Raw genomic sequence first — 14,932 nt, forward strand, 5'->3', positions numbered from 1 at the left:
GGGCAATCGACCAGGGTCTCCGGGCGATTGACTGGGAGGCGTGGTTCGGTCGCCCGGAGGGCGCCGACTACCGGTGGCCGACCTCACCGAGTTCTTCCATAGCCGCTGGCTGCCCAAGGCCGTGACCCCCTTCCACAATTCGGGCCGGGCCAGCGACACCTTCGTCGGTCTGGGCAACACGGCCCCGGTACTTCAGATCATCATCGGAGCTGCGCCGGGAGCGGGGGTGGAGGCGGTGCGGTGGTGGGCCGCGTACGCCTATCTGCAGGCTGCCGGGGTGCCCGGCCTTGCCTCGCTCAGGCGCGATGCCCGCCGCGACGTCACCCTGTCCCGGTTCTTGCACACTCAGACGCAGGCCCGGCTCGCCCTCATGGGGGCGACCCGCGGACTCCCGGTCGAGCTGGAACCGGCGAAAGCCAGCGGCGGCCCTGGCGACGTCCGTATCGGTCCGGCCTTCATCGAGGTCGTCACCTTCGCCGAGGTCCAGAAGTTTCAGGACTACGAGAGGTTCCGCCAGAGCTGCGGGCGCCACTTCCTCACCCTGGACCGGGACTGGACCATCTACTGGGAAGGCGATCTGCCCGAACGTCTCAACGACGACGACTTCGAGACCTGGAAAAAGCAGACCGAGGAGGCCGCCCAACAGTGCGCGGCATCGGGGGCCGCGGTCGACGTCCTAAGAGGTCGTTTTCTCCCGGACTGCCCGCGTATCCAGTGGTTTTCAGACCGTCAGGGTGTGATGCTCGTGCTGCTGGAGATGCGGGGTGGTTCTTGCTGGTCAGGTGGGGTGGCAGGTGGGGCGTGACGTGGCTTGTGCCTGTCTCATCCCAGGACGCCCGGCCTTCGCAGCCGAGTGCTTCCGTTGTCGTCGCTGTGCGCCTGGGCGCACTCGGTCCGCGGCGGTACGTCCGAAGCATGCCGACGCGACGCCCGTACCCGAGTGATCTGTCCGATGCACGCTGGGAGTTGATCGAGCCGGTGCTGGCGGCCTGGCGCTTCGAGCGCCGGGGCAGGGCCCTGGACTTCGGCCGGCCGCCGGAACATGACCTGCGCGACATCATGGACGCGATCTTGTACGTGGACCGGACCGGGGTTCAGTGGCGCTACCTCCCGCACGACTTTCCGCACTGGAACACGGTCTACGGCTACTTCGCCAAATGGGCCGACGAGGGCGTATTCACCCAGCTCAACGGCCTGCTCAGGCAGCTGTTACGCGAGAAGGAAGGGCGTGACGCTGAGCCGTCGGCCTGCGTGATCGACGCCCAGAGCGTCAAAACCTCCACCAGCGTCCCCGCCACCGGCCAGGGCATCGACGCTGGAAAGAAGATCGTCGGCAGGAAGCGGAGCATCGTCACCGACACGCTCGGGCTCCTCCTCGCGGTGCTGGTCACCGCAGCGAGCGTGCAGGACTCGATCGCCGGCACGCGCCTCCTGGACCAGGTCGCCGCCGACCACCCCGGGATCCGAAAGGTGTGGGTGGACGGCGGCTACCGCCAGCACCTCGTCGAGCACGCGGCCGCCCTCCGCATCGACATGGAAATCACCGGACGCAAACCCGGGACCAGGGGCTTCACCCCGATCCCGAAGCGGTGGGCGGTCGAACGAACCTACGGCTGGCTCATGCTCCACCGCCGCCTGGCCCGCGACTACGAAACCTTGCCCACCCGCTCCGAAGCCGTCATCCACATCGCCATGACCGACCTCATGGCCCGCCGCCTCACCGGCGAGAACACCATCTCCTGGCGCGACCCGACACCGCAGACCAACCACCAAATTCCGGGATGAAACAACGGGAGAAAACGACCTCTTAGAGACCTAAATGGCGAATCGGCTGCAGCGGCACAGCGAGGGACCGGCCCGGGGCGGAGCCGCAGGGTCGGTCCTTTTGCCTTTACGAGGCCAGGTCCTGGCCCATCCGCACGAACTGGACCGTCGCATGTCGGGTGGTGCCGATGACGACCTCCGCTTTGACGGTCCCATCTGCTCGGCGACCGCCGCGGCGTCGACACCGCCGCCGACGCCCGCGCCGTCGCGGCGCTGGCCCCGCACGGGGCTGACCTTAACCGCCCCCGAGGTGGGGGCCCTCTGGTACATGACCGGCGTCGGAGTAGAAGAACCACAGCTGTGCATAGCCGAACCCATAGCGGCCCGGGTCGGCGGCGGATCAGGCTGGCTGCTCCCACTCCTCGGCGAGAATGCCGTGGACGACGGAGTCCCGCCACTGCCCGGCGCGCTGGATGTGGCCCCGGATGACGCCCTCCTCGACCATCCCGGCGGCGGCCATGGTGCGGGCGGAGCCAGCATTAAGCGGCGAGCGCGCGCCCCAGACGCGGTGCAGGCCCAGGTCGAGGAAGGCCACTCCTAGGAGCAGGTGGACGATCTCCAGGCCGTACCCGGCCCCCCACATGTCTGGGCGCAGCGCGAAGCCCATCGTGGCCGCACGCTGCTGGTGGGGGTCGGTCGCCAGGCGACCGACCCCCACCAAGTCCTGCGTGTGCCGCTCAACGACGGCTAGGCCGTACTCCGTACGGGGCTCCGCCGCGGCCGAAGCGACTGACCGCGCCACTATTTGGCACACCTCGTCGCGTGTGCGCGGCTCGAACGAGAGGTGCCGCGTGGCCTCCGCATTGCCGTAGATCGCGTGCACGCCCTCCACGTCGCCGTTTTCGGTCTCGCGCAGGGTGAGGCGGGCGCTGGAGCGGGCGACAGGGTGCATGCCAGCGACTTTACCGGCGTGCCGTCTACCGGGGCAGGGCGGGGCGGTTGGGCTTGTAGAGCCCGATCTCCTCGTGCAGCTCCCGGCCGATGGCCGCGTCCCGCAGGGGGTCGGTGGGCAAGGCGTTGCGTACGCGGTGGACGGAGGTGACGATGCCGGCGTTGCGGTAGCTGGGGGGCAGGTCCAGGACGGGGCGAACGGCGTCCGCTGCGGCTTCGAGGTCGCCGCCGTTGAGCCGGACCAGGGCCAGGTTGCACTGGGATCCGGCGAGGTCGCCGAAGGCCCAGTTCGGGTCGTCCTTGTCGCTCAGGCCCTTGACAGCCTCCTCGGCAAGCCTTCCCAGACGGTCGTCGCCTTGGCCCAGGAGGACGGCCGCCTCCACGTGGTAGTACCGCTGCTTGGGCAGGGAGTAGGTCAGCATACCGCCCAGCTCGTCCAGCGCATCGGGGCTGATCGCTTCGCGAAGGCGTTCGGCGCGCACGGTGGCTTCCTGGACGGCCTCGGCGTCGCCGAGCACCGCGGCGGCGCGGGCTTCGAGGCCGGGCAGCCACACGGACACGCTGCCGCTCTGGTGCCCGGCGGCTGCGCCCTGGCGGGCGAAGTGGAGGGCGTCCTCGGGCTGCCCCGCCCAGTAGGCGATGAGGCTCTTGAGCCCGTCGACCAGAGCGACGAGCGCCGGTTCCTCGGCCTCCCGGGCGCAGAAGCCGGCGGTGCGGGCCTGCATCCGGGCGGTCGCCGGGTCCCCCATGTCGTGGCTTCCCTTGGCCATCATAAAAGAGAGGATGGCGGCCATTCGCAGCAACTCACGGGCCTGCGTAGGCCGGGCTCGACCGCCCTCGATGAGCCGGAAGGCGTCGTCCTGCGCCTGGGCCAGGTCCTCCCACAGCTCGGGGAGGGGGACCCGCGGGTACTCCTGGGCGATGCGGGACACCTCATCGCGGAGGAAACCCAGCGTCTCCTCCCCCACCTGGCGGTTCTCGGCCCCCAGGGTGAACTCCATCGCACGTCGCGCAGCCATCGCGCCCACCTTTCTCATCTTGCGCAGGTCCGTGCCGAGGTAGGCAGGGACATCGGTCTGTGGCGTGCCGGGCGCCGCGCCATGGGTCACCTCTGCGGCTAGTCCCCAGAGCTGGTCGATGCTTTGACCGAACATGTGGGTCAGGACCCGCTGGAAGTCCTTCTGCGGCTTCCGAGCGGTGTAGTACCAAGCCTCGAACGTAGCTGCCGCCGGCTCCAGCGTTGCTAGGTGCGGCATCCCATCGAGCTTGGCAACCTCCGCGGCGGACTTCCTGAAGTGCCGAAGGAAGACGACGTGGTCCTTCCACGAGCGCCGGTCGATCTCGACGCGAAACAAGGTGGGTTGCGTTCCCGACATGTGCCCTCCTCATGCGCCAGCACGTCAACTCAACCGACGCTAGACCGACTTCAACTTCAAGCTGCCCTTCCCAAGGGGCATCCAGCAAGGTCGAGGGAAGTCCGATGGGACACCGAAGCCTCCTCGGCAAAGGCCAGGCCAAGCCGATGGGACTTCGTGGGTGGTTTCGGTTCCCGGCATTGGCCAGGCTCATTGCAGTGATCGCTCAGAGTGCCGAGGTGATCACGGACTCTGTGCATGACCTGGAGGCCAGCGATGAACTCGACGACAAGCACCAGCGCTCCACTTGCCGAGCAAGACGGCAAGCACCGGCGAACTCGCGCACCCCTACAAGGGTTCGACGCCGCCTTTGCACCCGAGCGTCACCGCATCGCCGGCGCCCGCAGAATGACCGCTTCACACCTGCGCCTGTGGCACCTATCCGAGTCGCTGACCGCCGATGTCGTCGTCACGGTCTCCGAACTGGTCACCAACGCTATGCAGCACGGCAATGGCGACGTCAAGCTGCGGGTGCAGTGCAGCGCGGACCGCCTTCTGGTTGAGGTCAGCGACCATAACCCCGCGCCGGCCCGGATGCGGCCCGTACACGACGAGGACACTCGCGGACGTGGCCTGCACATGGTCGACCATCTTGCCCAGGACTGGGGCGTGAGCGACGACGGACTCACCACATGGGTTGCGTTCGGGTTCCCCGTCGAGACGACGCGATGAACAGCCGCAGTAGGTGTCCAGACGCGCCAATCGCCAAGGTGCCCCTCCTCGCAGACCCTGGCAGTTTCTCAGCTGGTTCCATCAGGCACCAGAAAGTAGGCGTGATCACCCATTCCGTCTGGTCTGGCCCCGACTTAGCATTCAGGGCGCCCTGCCGCGTCCTCCCAGTAGGTCGCGAGCATCTCGCCCGGCCAAACTGGCTGACGGATCGGACCGCGGGGGCCCAACTGCTCGAAGTACGGCGCAACGTCGAGGATGGGAGTTCCGTCGACCGCGTCGAGGTCGGTGACGGCAAGGTCCCTGCCGTCAACCCCGAGCAACCGCGGGTAGCTGATGGCAAGTTGGTTGGGACGCCGGTGGTTGCGGTGAACGAAGGTTCCGGTGGCCGGCCACTTCGGGTTTCCTCGTGGGCTGCGTGCGTGCAACTGGACGTCTTCGGGGCGCGCTTGGTGGAAGCGCCATGTCACAGTCAGGTGGGAGAACGCCTCGATGCCCTGCAGAGTTTCGAGGGGGTACGCCTCGTTGAACCGGATCACCGATTCAACTCCGCCCTGATAGTCATCCTGGACGCGGGTGTGCCCACCAACGACCGTTGCGATTGCTTCGACCTCGTACGTGGTCACCGGTACTGGTTCCTCTCCTCGGGCGATGCTCGTCCGCGGGCCGCCGTCAGGCATCGAACGCCCTCTTCGCGATCAGCCTATGGCCCGGAGCAAGCCGCGTGCCCGGCGGTCCAACTCGGTGACGTGGCGGCCACCTCGTTGCCGAACGGGCGAGAGATCGCTCTGAATGCGGATGATGACGTCCCGGGTCCGGCCGGACTGGATACCCGTCATTGCGTCGAGTGCTTCGTTCCAGGTCGCGCACGCCTCGTCGAGGTTCCCCCGCTGTACCTGGACGGCGCCGAGGTAGCCGAGCGTCACGCTGTGGGTGCGGGCGAACTGCTGGCGCCGGCGCGTGGCCACGCTCCGCTTGAAGTGGATCTCCGCGTCGAGGGGCTGCCCTATGTCGCGCAGGGCACAGGCCGTCTCGTGGGCGAGGGAGGCTTCCTGGAAGAAGCCAACGCGGGCCGGCGCTTCGGCGGTGTCGGCACGCCCGAGGTCCCGTTCGGCACGGCTGATGGCGGCAAGGGTCCCGGCGCGATCGCCGTCGACCGCGCGGGCGCGGGCGTGGACGATTGCCAGCAGCGCCTTCTCGCGATGGCTGGCCTGGCCGTAGCGGTCGCGGGACATCGACGCGTCGGCCAGGGCGAGCGCTCTGCGTGGATGTCCCAGGTCGACGGCCTGGTGAGCGAGGGCGCGCAGGACGTGGCCGCCAAGCGGCCCGTCGTTGGCTTCGGCTGCGATCCTGGCGGCGATGGTGAGATAACGCTGTGCGGTGCGGTGTTCGCCGGCATCGAAGGCCATCCAGCCGGCGAGGTACGTCATCTCCGCGACCGCGGAGTAGGTGTCGCGGCGGAGCTGATCTGTACGGAATCGGCCGCCGAGCAGCGGCACCGCTTCGTCGAGAAGGTGGCTGGCGAGGGCTTTGCGGCCAGATGCGCCGCCTCGCTGCTGGTCACGCGCGGAGTAGTAGGCCGTGAGATCGCGAACGTCATCGAGGTCGGCCTGGGCAACCAAGCGCGAGGAGGCCCCTCGGCGGTTCGCCGCTGCGGCGGGGGCGGCTGCCCACCAGGACGTGGTGGGCAGGGCGAGGCCGGCCGCCGAGTAGGCGGCGGTTGCCAGCATCTTCCGTCGGTGCATGTCCAGATCGTCGCTTCCCAGCTCGGCCAGTGCGGTCAGAGGGTCGACGCTCCAGTCGGATCCGGTGTCGGACGTGCCTGCTGGCGCTTCTTCCAGTCCGAGGTCGGCCAGGGTGAGGTGGCGGCCGATCCTGCGGGACAGCGTCTCGCGCAGGATATGCGGTGCTCTTCCGCTCGGCTTCGTGCCGAGGACCCACATGGAGATGTGCGAACGGGAGATCGCTTCCAGCTCACGCACCCCGCACTCGCCGGCCACACGGGAAACGGCCGCAGCGGCCTGCGGCTGCGACCAGCCAGCTTCGCGCAGGAGCGTGGCGAGGGCGACGTTGCGTACACGGGCCATGAACTGCCCCCCAGTTCCGAAATGATCTTTGGCGCCTTTGGCGGCCTTCCTACCCGCGAAGGCATACCCCTCGGGCTGGATCCGCGGTTCGCTCAACGTAGCGACCAGATAACTCACTTCGCACGCCGGTCGTCGGTGCCGACTGACGATCCCTACTCACTTTGGCTTGAACCGAACGGGAGTTGCGTCATGCGCCTTTCGCTTGCTCACCGCCGAAACGGCGGCCAACTCCGCGACCGGCTCGGGGGACGCACGCCCCCAACCGAGACGGCCGCGCCGGAGCGCGATCACGTGGTGGCAGCGTCGGAGACGGTGACGCTGGTGCTAGGTGAAGATTCGCCGCTGCCCGAGAACTCTGCGGACGTGGAGGACCTCGTTCGCCTTCTGCGCGGCCACGTTGCCCAGCTGGGCGCACGCACCGCTCCGACGATCCCCGCCCTGCTATGCGTGCAGCAGCTGTGCTCCGAGAGCATCCCCGAGGGATACATGCCGAGCCGGGTGTACCTCGTCCGCCTTGCCGAAGCCACCCGGGAGCTAAGCGCCTACGTGGAACACAGCGGTCTCGACTCGATCACCATGGTGGGCAGACGTCGTCGGCCGAGGTCGACGGTCAACGTCCTGTGCGGGACCGTCTTCACCATCGCCCTCCTCTGCCTGGTCTTCGCCGCTTCGGGGCCGCGGACGTGACGGTGACCGAAGCCGTCGTAATCGCTCTGCTCTTGGGGCTGACGGCCTGGCTAGTGCTCCACGGCGAGCGGGCGGCAGGACCTGCGCGAGCCGCCGAGAGACTGCCGCCACCCGGCAACGCTCCGCCTGACCGAGGTGGCCACCAACCGGCCGCCATCCCACCCTTCCCGGCCGCCGCAGCGGCCCTGGCACCTCCCCGGACTCGCGGGGATCACGGAGATCCACACGATGAAGCGTCTTCCGCGTATCGAGCAGTACGGCCTGATCGGCGACACGCAGACCAGCGCCCACGTCTGTAACGACGGATCGATCGACTGGCTGTGCCTGCCCCGCTTCGACTCGCCGGCCGTCTTCGCCGGCCTGCTCGGTACGCAGGAGCACGGCTCCTGGCAGATCGCACCGGCTCCCTCCGCAGGCCGATCCGGCTCCGAGACGGTCGCCGAGCGCCGGTACCGCGGTGACTCGCTCGTTCTCGAATCGCTGTGGCGTACCCCGACTGGTTCGGTCCGGGTCCTGGATTTCATGCCGCCGCGCGACGGGGCCCCGCAGGTGATCCGGATCGCTGAGGGCCTGACTGGCGAAGTGGAGATGGTCTCAACCATGCGTCCTCGGCCGGGGTACGGCAGCGTCAGCCCGTGGTTTCACGAGGTCGGTGGGCGCATGGTCGCGGAGGCCGGCGCGGACGCTCTGTGGCTCAACGCCTGCGTCCCGCAGGTGGAGAAGGACGGCGTCGTCGTCAGCGCCTTCACCATCGCCGCCGACCAGAGTGTGGCATTCGTGCTCAGCTGGTGCCCGTCCCACGCCCCCGCACCGGACGTTCCTGACCCGGAGGCCGCGCTCGCCGAGACGCTCGCCTTCTGGCAGGACTGGACGCAGGAGTGCACCTACAACGGGCCCTATCGCGAGGCCGTGGTCCGGTCCTCGATCACGCTGAAGGCCATGATCTACGGGCCGAGCGGCGGGATCGTCGCGGCGCCGACCACGTCGCTTCCCGAGGGGATCGGCGGCGATCGGAACTGGGACTACCGCTTCACCTGGCTGCGCGACGCCGCCACGACGCTTGCCGCGCTGCTGGGAACCGGATACCGACAGGAGGCACAGGCATGGCGGCGATGGCTCCTGCGGGCCGTGGCCGGGGACCCGGAGAACCTGCAGATCATGTACGGGATCACCGGGGAGCGTGACCTGCGGGAGCGGGAGCTGCCCTGGCTTCCCGGGTACGAGGGATCGGCTCCGGTACGGGTCGGGAACGGGGCTGCGGACCAGCTGCAGCTGGACGTGTACGGCGAGGTGATCGACACCCTGTACCTCGCGCACCAGAGCGGAGTCGCCCACTGCGCCGACACCGCGGTCCTGCACCAGCGGCTCATCGAGCACCTGGTCCAGCGCTGGCGGGAGCCCGACGAGGGCATCTGGGAGATCCGCGGGGCCCGCCGGCACTTCGTCCATTCCAAGGTGATGGCCTGGGTGGCGGTCGACCGCACCATCTGCCTGGTCGAAGCCGGCGCCCTCAACATCGACGTGGCCCCGCTGGTCGAGCTGCGGGCGGCGATCCACCGGGAGGTCTGTGACAAGGGCTTCGACCCGGTACGCAACACCTTCACCCAGTCCTACGGCTCGCAGGAACTGGACGCTGCCACGCTGCTGATCCCCCGCACCGGCTTCCTGCCGCCCGATGACCCGCGCGTCATCGGTACCGTGGATGCGGTCCGTCGTGAACTCTCCACGGACGACGGGCTCGTGTACCGGTACCCGACCTGCGGTGAGGACGTCGGGGTGGATGGCTTGACCGGTGACGAGGGCGCCTTCTTCCTGTGCAACTTCTGGCTCGTCGACGGCCTTGCCCTGACCGGCCGCCTCGACGAGGCGCGCGCCTTGTTCGAACGCCTCCTGGCTCTGCGCAACGACCTCGGGCTCCTGGCGGAGGAGTACGACCCCGTCCAGCAGCGCCAGCTCGGGAACTTCCCGCAGGCGTTCAGTCACATGGGCCTGATTCAGAGCGCCCTGCTCCTTCAGCAGATGGCCGCGCAGTCCTCACCCCGCCGCGGCGCACTCGCGGTTCCAGCACCCCGCTCCACCTCCCGCAGCACGCGCCAGCCCACCGCCTACCTGACGCCGCAGCACGCATAGCCACCCCACCCCCTGACGAGGATTCCCATGTCTGACAGCGCCTGCCCGGCACGGCCGGCCCCTACCTGCCACCGCAGACGGCGGCCCCCGGTCGATGCGAACGCGCTGCACTGTGTCCGCCGCGCCGTGGCACTGCCTCTGGTGCTCCTTGCCGCGCTGCTGCTCGCCGCGTTCGCTCTCCGGTCGGCGTCTGTCGTAGGCCCCGGCTGGGTCCTGGCCGGCCTGGTCTGCGGACTGGCGGGGGTCGCCGCGGTGGCGGCATGCGGAGCGCGCACCGTCGCCAGAGCCGTGCAGTCGGCCGTGGCGGATTCCCAGGCGGCAGCCCTGAATGCGGTCACGGGAGCAGTGGCGGCCGTCGAGAAGTCGGTGCAGTGGTCGGCGGACGAGCTGTGCCGTGGTCAACGGCCCCCGTTGCCGGACCCGCACACCGCGCAGTCGCCCACTCCGATCGCCGAGATCGACAACGCGCTGAGTGCGCTCCAGGCACAGGCCATCACGTCGCTGATCCGCGTGCACGACGAGTCCCAGTCCGTCGTCCTTTTGGAAGTGTTGCGCCGCCTGGCCATGCGCGAGCACGCCCTGGTCAGCAAGGCACTCCAGGCCCTGAGTCGACTGGAGATGCTGACCGATGACCCGGAGTTGCTGGCCAAGATCTTCGAGATCGATCACCTCGTGACGCGGATGCGTCGCCAGGTGGAGAGCACGGCGGTCCTGGGCGGGCAGTCGCTGCGCAGCGTGCGCCGGCCGGTTGCGGTCACGACCGCGCTGCGGGGTGCCGTCTCGGAGGTTGTGCAGTATCCGCGGGTGGCCGTCGCGGCAGGATCTGTGGGTGCCGAGCTGGGCCTGCCCGGCCATGTGGGGCCGGACCTGACGCACCTGCTCGCTGAGCTGATCGAGAACGCCTGCGAGTGCTCAGATCCAGCGACGCGGGTGATGGTGCGCGCGCAGCGGGTGCCACATGGGCTGGCCATCGAGGTCGAGGACCGCGCCATCCCGATGCACCCGCAGACGCGGGCACAGATGAACCACCTGCTCCAGGCCCCCGACGAGGTCGACGTCAGCGGCCAAGTCCGGGCCGGACAGCTCGGTCTGCTGGTCGCCGCGAAGATCGCACAGTCACACGGGTTGTCCGTTCTCCTGCAGGAGAACGTGACGGGAGGCACCACCGCCCTGGTCGTCATACCGGCACGGCTCCTGGTTGCCATTCCATCGGTCGAGGACGCGGACGCGCTGCCGCCCGAGGAAGCCCGCGGCTCCGGGCGACAGCCGCAGCAGGTGGCCGCAGCTCCTTCCGCCCCAGGGGTGGGACAGGTCGCACACTCCGACGCCGCTGGGGAACCGACCACAGCGGGCCATTCGGTCGACGCGCCCGCTCTGCCCACGCGCACACGCCAGGCGGGATTCTTCCGTCCACCACGGGAGCGGGAGCAAGCCCTCGTGTCCGCGGCAACGCCCGGGCTCGCAGCCGCCTTCCGCAACGGCCTCCAGGCTGGCGGCACCGCCAGTCCCCCTCCCGCCCCGGCAGAACATCCCACCCCGTGACCCGCCCCTCCGCGTTCCCAGTGGCCCGGTACACCCGCTGGCCCTTCCCCCTTCTGGAGCGATCCCTATGAGCACCCACCCCGCGATGAACAACGTGACCGGTGGCACGCCCGCATCCGCGACGACGACGAGCGGACAGCGGGACAACATGGTCTGGCTGCTGCGTCAGTTCGCCGCCGAGACGCCGGGCGTCACGCACGCCGTGCTGATCTCGCGTGACGGACTGCGGCTGCTGGACAGCGACGTCGACAAGGACTGGGCGGACGAACTGTCGGCCGCTTTCAGCGGGGTTGCCTCCCTCGCGGCGAACATCACCGGCCCCACCCACAAGAAGCGACCGGCAGGTCAGGTCATCATCGAACGCGACGACTGCCTGTTTTTCGTCCAGAGCGCCGGGCGCAGCGCGGCCTTCGACAACCACCCCGGCAACGAACGCGGTGAGGTGGACACGATCCTCGCTGTCATCGCCACCCGGGACGCCGACGCGGGCACCGTCGGGTTCGAGATGGGCCGCCTGGTCCAGAAGTTCGCCCCGTACATGCTGATCCCCGTCCGCGTCGGCACGGGCGAAGAGGTCCGGTGAGGACGTACGGCCGCGTGGCCGAGGAGTCGGCGTTCGTGCGGACCTACACCCTGACGCGCGGGCGTACCAAGCCGCGGCACCTGCTCGCTCTGGAAACCGTGCTGGAGGCCGGGCAGGGAAGGCCCGGTCCGGCGCAGGCCGAGGAGTGCGAGGAGATTCTCGCTCTGTGCCGGGAGCGCCGGCGGTCGGTGGTCGAGCTGGCGGGCCGCCTCCGTCGGCCCGTGACCGCCGTCAAGGTGCTCGTCTCCGACCTCCTGGACGCCGACGCTCTCGTCGTCCCTCTGACCCAGTCCTATGCCGATACCGGCGCAGGGTTTGGTCCGTCTACCCAACTGCTGGCAGCCGTTACAGCGGGCTTGAAGAGGAAGTGGCCTGATGCCGTTGCCTATCCCCAGGCCGGATGACCCGACCACGGTTTCGCCGCACCAGCAGGCCGGTGCGGCGACCGTGCTGAAGATCGTGATCGCCGGTGGCTTCGGCGCGGGCAAGACCACCGCCGTGGGCGCCGTCAGCGACATCACACCGCTGAGCACGGAGGAGTACCTGACCGAGGCGAGCGCGGACGTCGACAGCCTGGCGGGCCTAGAGGACAAGCAGACCACCACGGTCGCCTTCGACTTCGGCCGCCTGAGCCTGCCCGATGCCCCGGTGCCTCTGGAGCTGTTCCTCTTCGGCACGCCGGGCCAGGACCGGTTCGTCGACCTCTGGTACGACCTCTCCCGCGGAGCTGTCGGCGCGGTCGTCCTGGTCGACACCCGCCGTCTAGAGAGCAGCTTCACCCCCGTCAGCTTCTTCGAAGACATCGGGCTGCCCTTCGTCGTCGCCGTCAACCAGTTCGACGGAGCCCACCGCTACAACCCCGAGCAGGTCCGCACCGCTCTCGAACTTCCCGCCGCCGTGCCGGTGGTCACCTGCGACGCCCGCGACCCGAACCACGTCGCCGGCGTTCTGCTGACCCTCGTCGACCACGCCGTGAACAACGCCGCCACCAGCCGCGCTGGTCACGCCCCTTCCACGACCCTCCAGGACGCCTGATGTCACAGCACCCCAGCAACCCCTACCGCACGCCACAGACCGCCCCGCCCGCACGGCCCCTGCCGCGACGCGACATGCGGGACGCCACCCGAGGCTCGTTCACTCCGCCCGGCACCGTCCCATCCAGCCAGTCGCCCCAGCAGTCGCTGGAGCTGGCGCAGCGTTATGAGCTGCTCAACCGCCTGGGCGTGCCCCCGGTGGCCAACGAGGACATCGACGAACTGGCCCGCACCATGGCTGAGCGGGCCGGGTTCCTGTACGGCTTCGTCAACCTGTTCCTGGAGGAGCAGACCTTCGTCGGGCTGCACCAGCCGCCCGCGGACAGCGGGTACGTGGTCGTCGGCCGCACCATGAGCCGCGATCACGGCTGGTGCCCGGAGGTCATGGCCCGCAGAAAGGCCCTCCCGCTGCACGATGTACACGCCAGCCCGCGCTTCAGCGGCAACCACGTGATCGACGCCGTCGGGATCCGCGCCTACTTCGGCGCACCGCTGATCCACGAAAGCGGTGCCGTGCTGGGCACGGTGTGCGTCATCGACCCCGAGAAGCGGCCTCTGAGCGAGGCCCGACGGATCAGGGACATCACCATCAACACCGGCACGCAGGTGATGGACCACATGTCCCGGGCCCCCGTCCGCTAGACCGTTCCACCCCCGCCCGGGAGCCATAGGCGATCCCCCGGCCGCTCCGCATTGCGACCTTCATCCAGGGAGAGGGAGACCATGTCCGCCACACCCACCACGCCTCCACCGGCCCTGCGTCCCTACCTCACCGCCCGCCACGACCTGCTGTGGCAGGAGGCGGACGCCTTCGCGGCCGAGCACATAACGGGGCGTGCCGCGCGGATGGAGGCCGCTCCGGGCAGGGTGGAGCGCAAGGTCGCCGCCCTGATGGCCGCACGGGGCTGGTTCGCTGTCACCGTCCCGGCTGTCTTCGGCGGGCTGGATGCCGGACACGTGGCCAAGACGATCCTGGTCCACCGCATCGCGCGGGTCTCAGCGGCTGCCGCGGCCATTCTGCAAGCCACCTTGATTCCTGTGGGCGCCCTGCTGCACTTCGCCACCTACGAGCAGAAGGGCCGCTGGCTTCCCGGGGTCGCGGACGGTTCCCAGCTGCTGTCGATCGCCGTGACCGAACCGCTCGCCGGCGGACACATCGGTGGCATCGAAACCACTGCCGAGCGCGCTGGCAACGAGTGGGTGATTACCGGCAGCAAGGTCCATATCGGCAACAGTCACCTCGCCAGAGCCCACCTCGTCGTCGCCCGCACCGCTGCGGCCGGAGTAAGCACCTCGCAGGCGCTGACCGCGTTCATGGTCGAAGCCGACCGCCCCGGGCTCTCTGTCCCCGACCACCGCGCCGGGCTCGGCCTGCACGGCTTCTCCGTCGGCCGTCTCGACCTCGACCACGTCCGCGTCCCCGAGGACAACGTGGTCGGCGAGGTCGGTCAGGGCTTGGCAGTGGCCCAGAGCAGCAGCATCCTCTACGGCCGCCCCAACCTGGCCGCCGTCAGCCTCGGCATCCACGAAGCGGTCGTGGATACCACCACCGCGCGGCTCAAGACCCGCCCCCGCTACCGCAGCACCCTGGCCGACCTGCCCGTCCTGCGGGACCGCGTCGGCGGCATGGAGGGCCGCCTGCGCGCCGGCCGGATACTCGCCTACCAGGCCGTGCACCTCCTGGACCAGGGCCTGCCCTGTGACGCCGACTTGATCAATGCCAAGTACCTCGGCCACCAGTGGGCGATGCAGTCCGCCCAGGACGCCATGGAACTGCACGGCGCTCACGCCCTCGATGGCGACTACGTCCTCCAACGCCTGTGGCGCGACATCCAGCACACCTACCCACCGGCCGGCACCGGTGAAGTCCAGCGCATCCGCCTGGGCGACGCCGCCTTTGGAGAGGACCACATCCAGTGGTCCGAACACCTCGCCGCCGAAGCCGCCTGGGCGCGACCCGACCCGACCGCCGCATGAGCCCCCCTGCGCGGCACCGCGGAGCACGACCGCCGCGCACGGGCCCGCCGCCGGCCCCCGCAGTCCCCTCCTCCTGGATGTGGGGGCCGGTGG

The 14,932-nt window shown here is 69.3% G+C and carries 15 protein-coding genes; 11 read left to right on the forward strand and 4 right to left on the reverse strand.

Features of this window, described 5'->3' with window-relative positions; translation table 11 throughout:
- The first annotated feature begins 73 nt into the window (after positions 1–73).
- Positions 74–805, forward strand: coding sequence for a hypothetical protein (locus DCW30_RS36800; RefSeq protein WP_076683600.1), 732 nt, complete (start codon positions 74–76; stop codon positions 803–805).
- A gap of 110 nt (positions 806–915) precedes the next feature.
- Positions 916–1,785, forward strand: coding sequence for an IS5 family transposase (locus DCW30_RS24680; protein ID WP_079249928.1), 870 nt, complete (start codon positions 916–918; stop codon positions 1,783–1,785).
- A 379-nt stretch (positions 1,786–2,164) separates the two neighbouring features.
- Here DCW30_RS24680 and DCW30_RS24685 read toward each other — a convergent pair whose 3' ends face one another.
- On the reverse strand, positions 2,165–2,716 hold the full coding sequence (locus DCW30_RS24685; RefSeq protein ID WP_076683602.1) for a GNAT family N-acetyltransferase: 552 nt from the start codon (positions 2,714–2,716) through the stop codon (positions 2,165–2,167).
- Positions 2,717–2,741: 25 nt separating this feature from the next.
- Positions 2,742–4,091, reverse strand: a complete 1,350-nt coding sequence (locus tag DCW30_RS24690) for an NsdA family TPR-like regulatory protein (protein ID WP_237283336.1) — start codon at positions 4,089–4,091, stop codon at positions 2,742–2,744.
- A 255-nt stretch (positions 4,092–4,346) separates the two neighbouring features.
- Between DCW30_RS24690 and DCW30_RS24695 the strand changes: the two genes are divergently transcribed.
- Positions 4,347–4,802, forward strand: a complete 456-nt coding sequence (locus DCW30_RS24695) for an ATP-binding protein (protein ID WP_076683604.1) — start codon at positions 4,347–4,349, stop codon at positions 4,800–4,802.
- Positions 4,803–4,936: 134 nt separating this feature from the next.
- Here DCW30_RS24695 and DCW30_RS24700 read toward each other — a convergent pair whose 3' ends face one another.
- The gene (locus DCW30_RS24700) at positions 4,937–5,425 is read right to left on the reverse strand and encodes an SAM-dependent methyltransferase (protein ID WP_076683606.1); all 489 of its coding nucleotides are present in this window, start codon (positions 5,423–5,425) and stop codon (positions 4,937–4,939) included.
- A gap of 72 nt (positions 5,426–5,497) precedes the next feature.
- Positions 5,498–6,886, reverse strand: coding sequence for an NsdA family TPR-like regulatory protein (locus DCW30_RS24705; protein WP_205576579.1), 1,389 nt, complete (start codon positions 6,884–6,886; stop codon positions 5,498–5,500).
- Between the two features lie 363 nt (positions 6,887–7,249).
- Here DCW30_RS24705 and DCW30_RS24710 point away from each other — a divergent pair, with 363 nt between their 5' ends.
- From DCW30_RS24710 to DCW30_RS24745, 8 genes are all read left to right on the forward strand, one after another.
- Positions 7,250–7,573 (forward strand): hypothetical protein, encoded by a 324-nt coding sequence (locus tag DCW30_RS24710; protein ID WP_237283337.1) that lies wholly within the window; start codon positions 7,250–7,252, stop codon positions 7,571–7,573.
- 228 nt (positions 7,574–7,801) lie between these two features.
- Positions 7,802–9,703, forward strand: a complete 1,902-nt coding sequence (locus tag DCW30_RS24715; protein WP_076683608.1) for a glycoside hydrolase family 15 protein — start codon at positions 7,802–7,804, stop codon at positions 9,701–9,703.
- A gap of 27 nt (positions 9,704–9,730) precedes the next feature.
- A complete protein-coding gene (locus DCW30_RS24720; RefSeq protein ID WP_079249929.1) occupies positions 9,731–11,245 on the forward strand; it encodes a sensor histidine kinase in 1,515 nt (504 codons plus the stop codon).
- Between the two features lie 67 nt (positions 11,246–11,312).
- Positions 11,313–11,828, forward strand: coding sequence for a roadblock/LC7 domain-containing protein (locus DCW30_RS24725; RefSeq protein WP_076683610.1), 516 nt, complete (start codon positions 11,313–11,315; stop codon positions 11,826–11,828).
- Positions 11,825–12,232, forward strand: coding sequence for a DUF742 domain-containing protein (locus DCW30_RS24730; RefSeq protein WP_076683611.1), 408 nt, complete (start codon positions 11,825–11,827; stop codon positions 12,230–12,232). The genes DCW30_RS24725 and DCW30_RS24730 overlap by 4 nt, the downstream gene beginning before the upstream one ends.
- Before the next feature lie 43 nt (positions 12,233–12,275).
- Positions 12,276–12,863 (forward strand): GTP-binding protein, encoded by a 588-nt coding sequence (locus DCW30_RS24735; protein WP_076683613.1) that lies wholly within the window; start codon positions 12,276–12,278, stop codon positions 12,861–12,863.
- Positions 12,863–13,504, forward strand: coding sequence for a GAF domain-containing protein (locus DCW30_RS24740; RefSeq protein ID WP_076683615.1), 642 nt, complete (start codon positions 12,863–12,865; stop codon positions 13,502–13,504). Before DCW30_RS24735 ends, DCW30_RS24740 begins: the two co-directional genes overlap by 1 nt.
- Before the next feature lie 81 nt (positions 13,505–13,585).
- Positions 13,586–14,839, forward strand: coding sequence for an acyl-CoA dehydrogenase family protein (locus DCW30_RS24745; protein WP_076683617.1), 1,254 nt, complete (start codon positions 13,586–13,588; stop codon positions 14,837–14,839).
- Positions 14,840–14,932 lie beyond the last annotated feature (93 nt).

This window comes from Streptomyces alfalfae (genome assembly GCF_004127445.1).
GTDB classification, from domain to species: Bacteria; Actinomycetota; Actinomycetes; order Streptomycetales; family Streptomycetaceae; genus Streptomyces; species Streptomyces alfalfae.

Coding starts and splice junctions, on each gene's coding strand:
- DCW30_RS24680 (WP_079249928.1), top strand. CDS start 916: ATGCCGACGCGACGCCCGTACCCGAGTGATCTGTCCGATGCACGCTGG.
- DCW30_RS24685 (WP_076683602.1), bottom strand. CDS start 2,716: ATGCACCCTGTCGCCCGCTCCAGCGCCCGCCTCACCCTGCGCGAGACC.
- DCW30_RS24690 (WP_237283336.1), bottom strand. CDS start 4,091: ATGTCGGGAACGCAACCCACCTTGTTTCGCGTCGAGATCGACCGGCGC.
- DCW30_RS24695 (WP_076683604.1), top strand. CDS start 4,347: ATGAACTCGACGACAAGCACCAGCGCTCCACTTGCCGAGCAAGACGGC.
- DCW30_RS24705 (WP_205576579.1), bottom strand. CDS start 6,886: ATGGCCCGTGTACGCAACGTCGCCCTCGCCACGCTCCTGCGCGAAGCT.
- DCW30_RS24715 (WP_076683608.1), top strand. CDS start 7,802: ATGAAGCGTCTTCCGCGTATCGAGCAGTACGGCCTGATCGGCGACACG.
- DCW30_RS24720 (WP_079249929.1), top strand. CDS start 9,731: ATGTCTGACAGCGCCTGCCCGGCACGGCCGGCCCCTACCTGCCACCGC.
- DCW30_RS24725 (WP_076683610.1), top strand. CDS start 11,313: ATGAGCACCCACCCCGCGATGAACAACGTGACCGGTGGCACGCCCGCA.
- DCW30_RS24740 (WP_076683615.1), top strand. CDS start 12,863: ATGTCACAGCACCCCAGCAACCCCTACCGCACGCCACAGACCGCCCCG.
- DCW30_RS24745 (WP_076683617.1), top strand. CDS start 13,586: ATGTCCGCCACACCCACCACGCCTCCACCGGCCCTGCGTCCCTACCTC.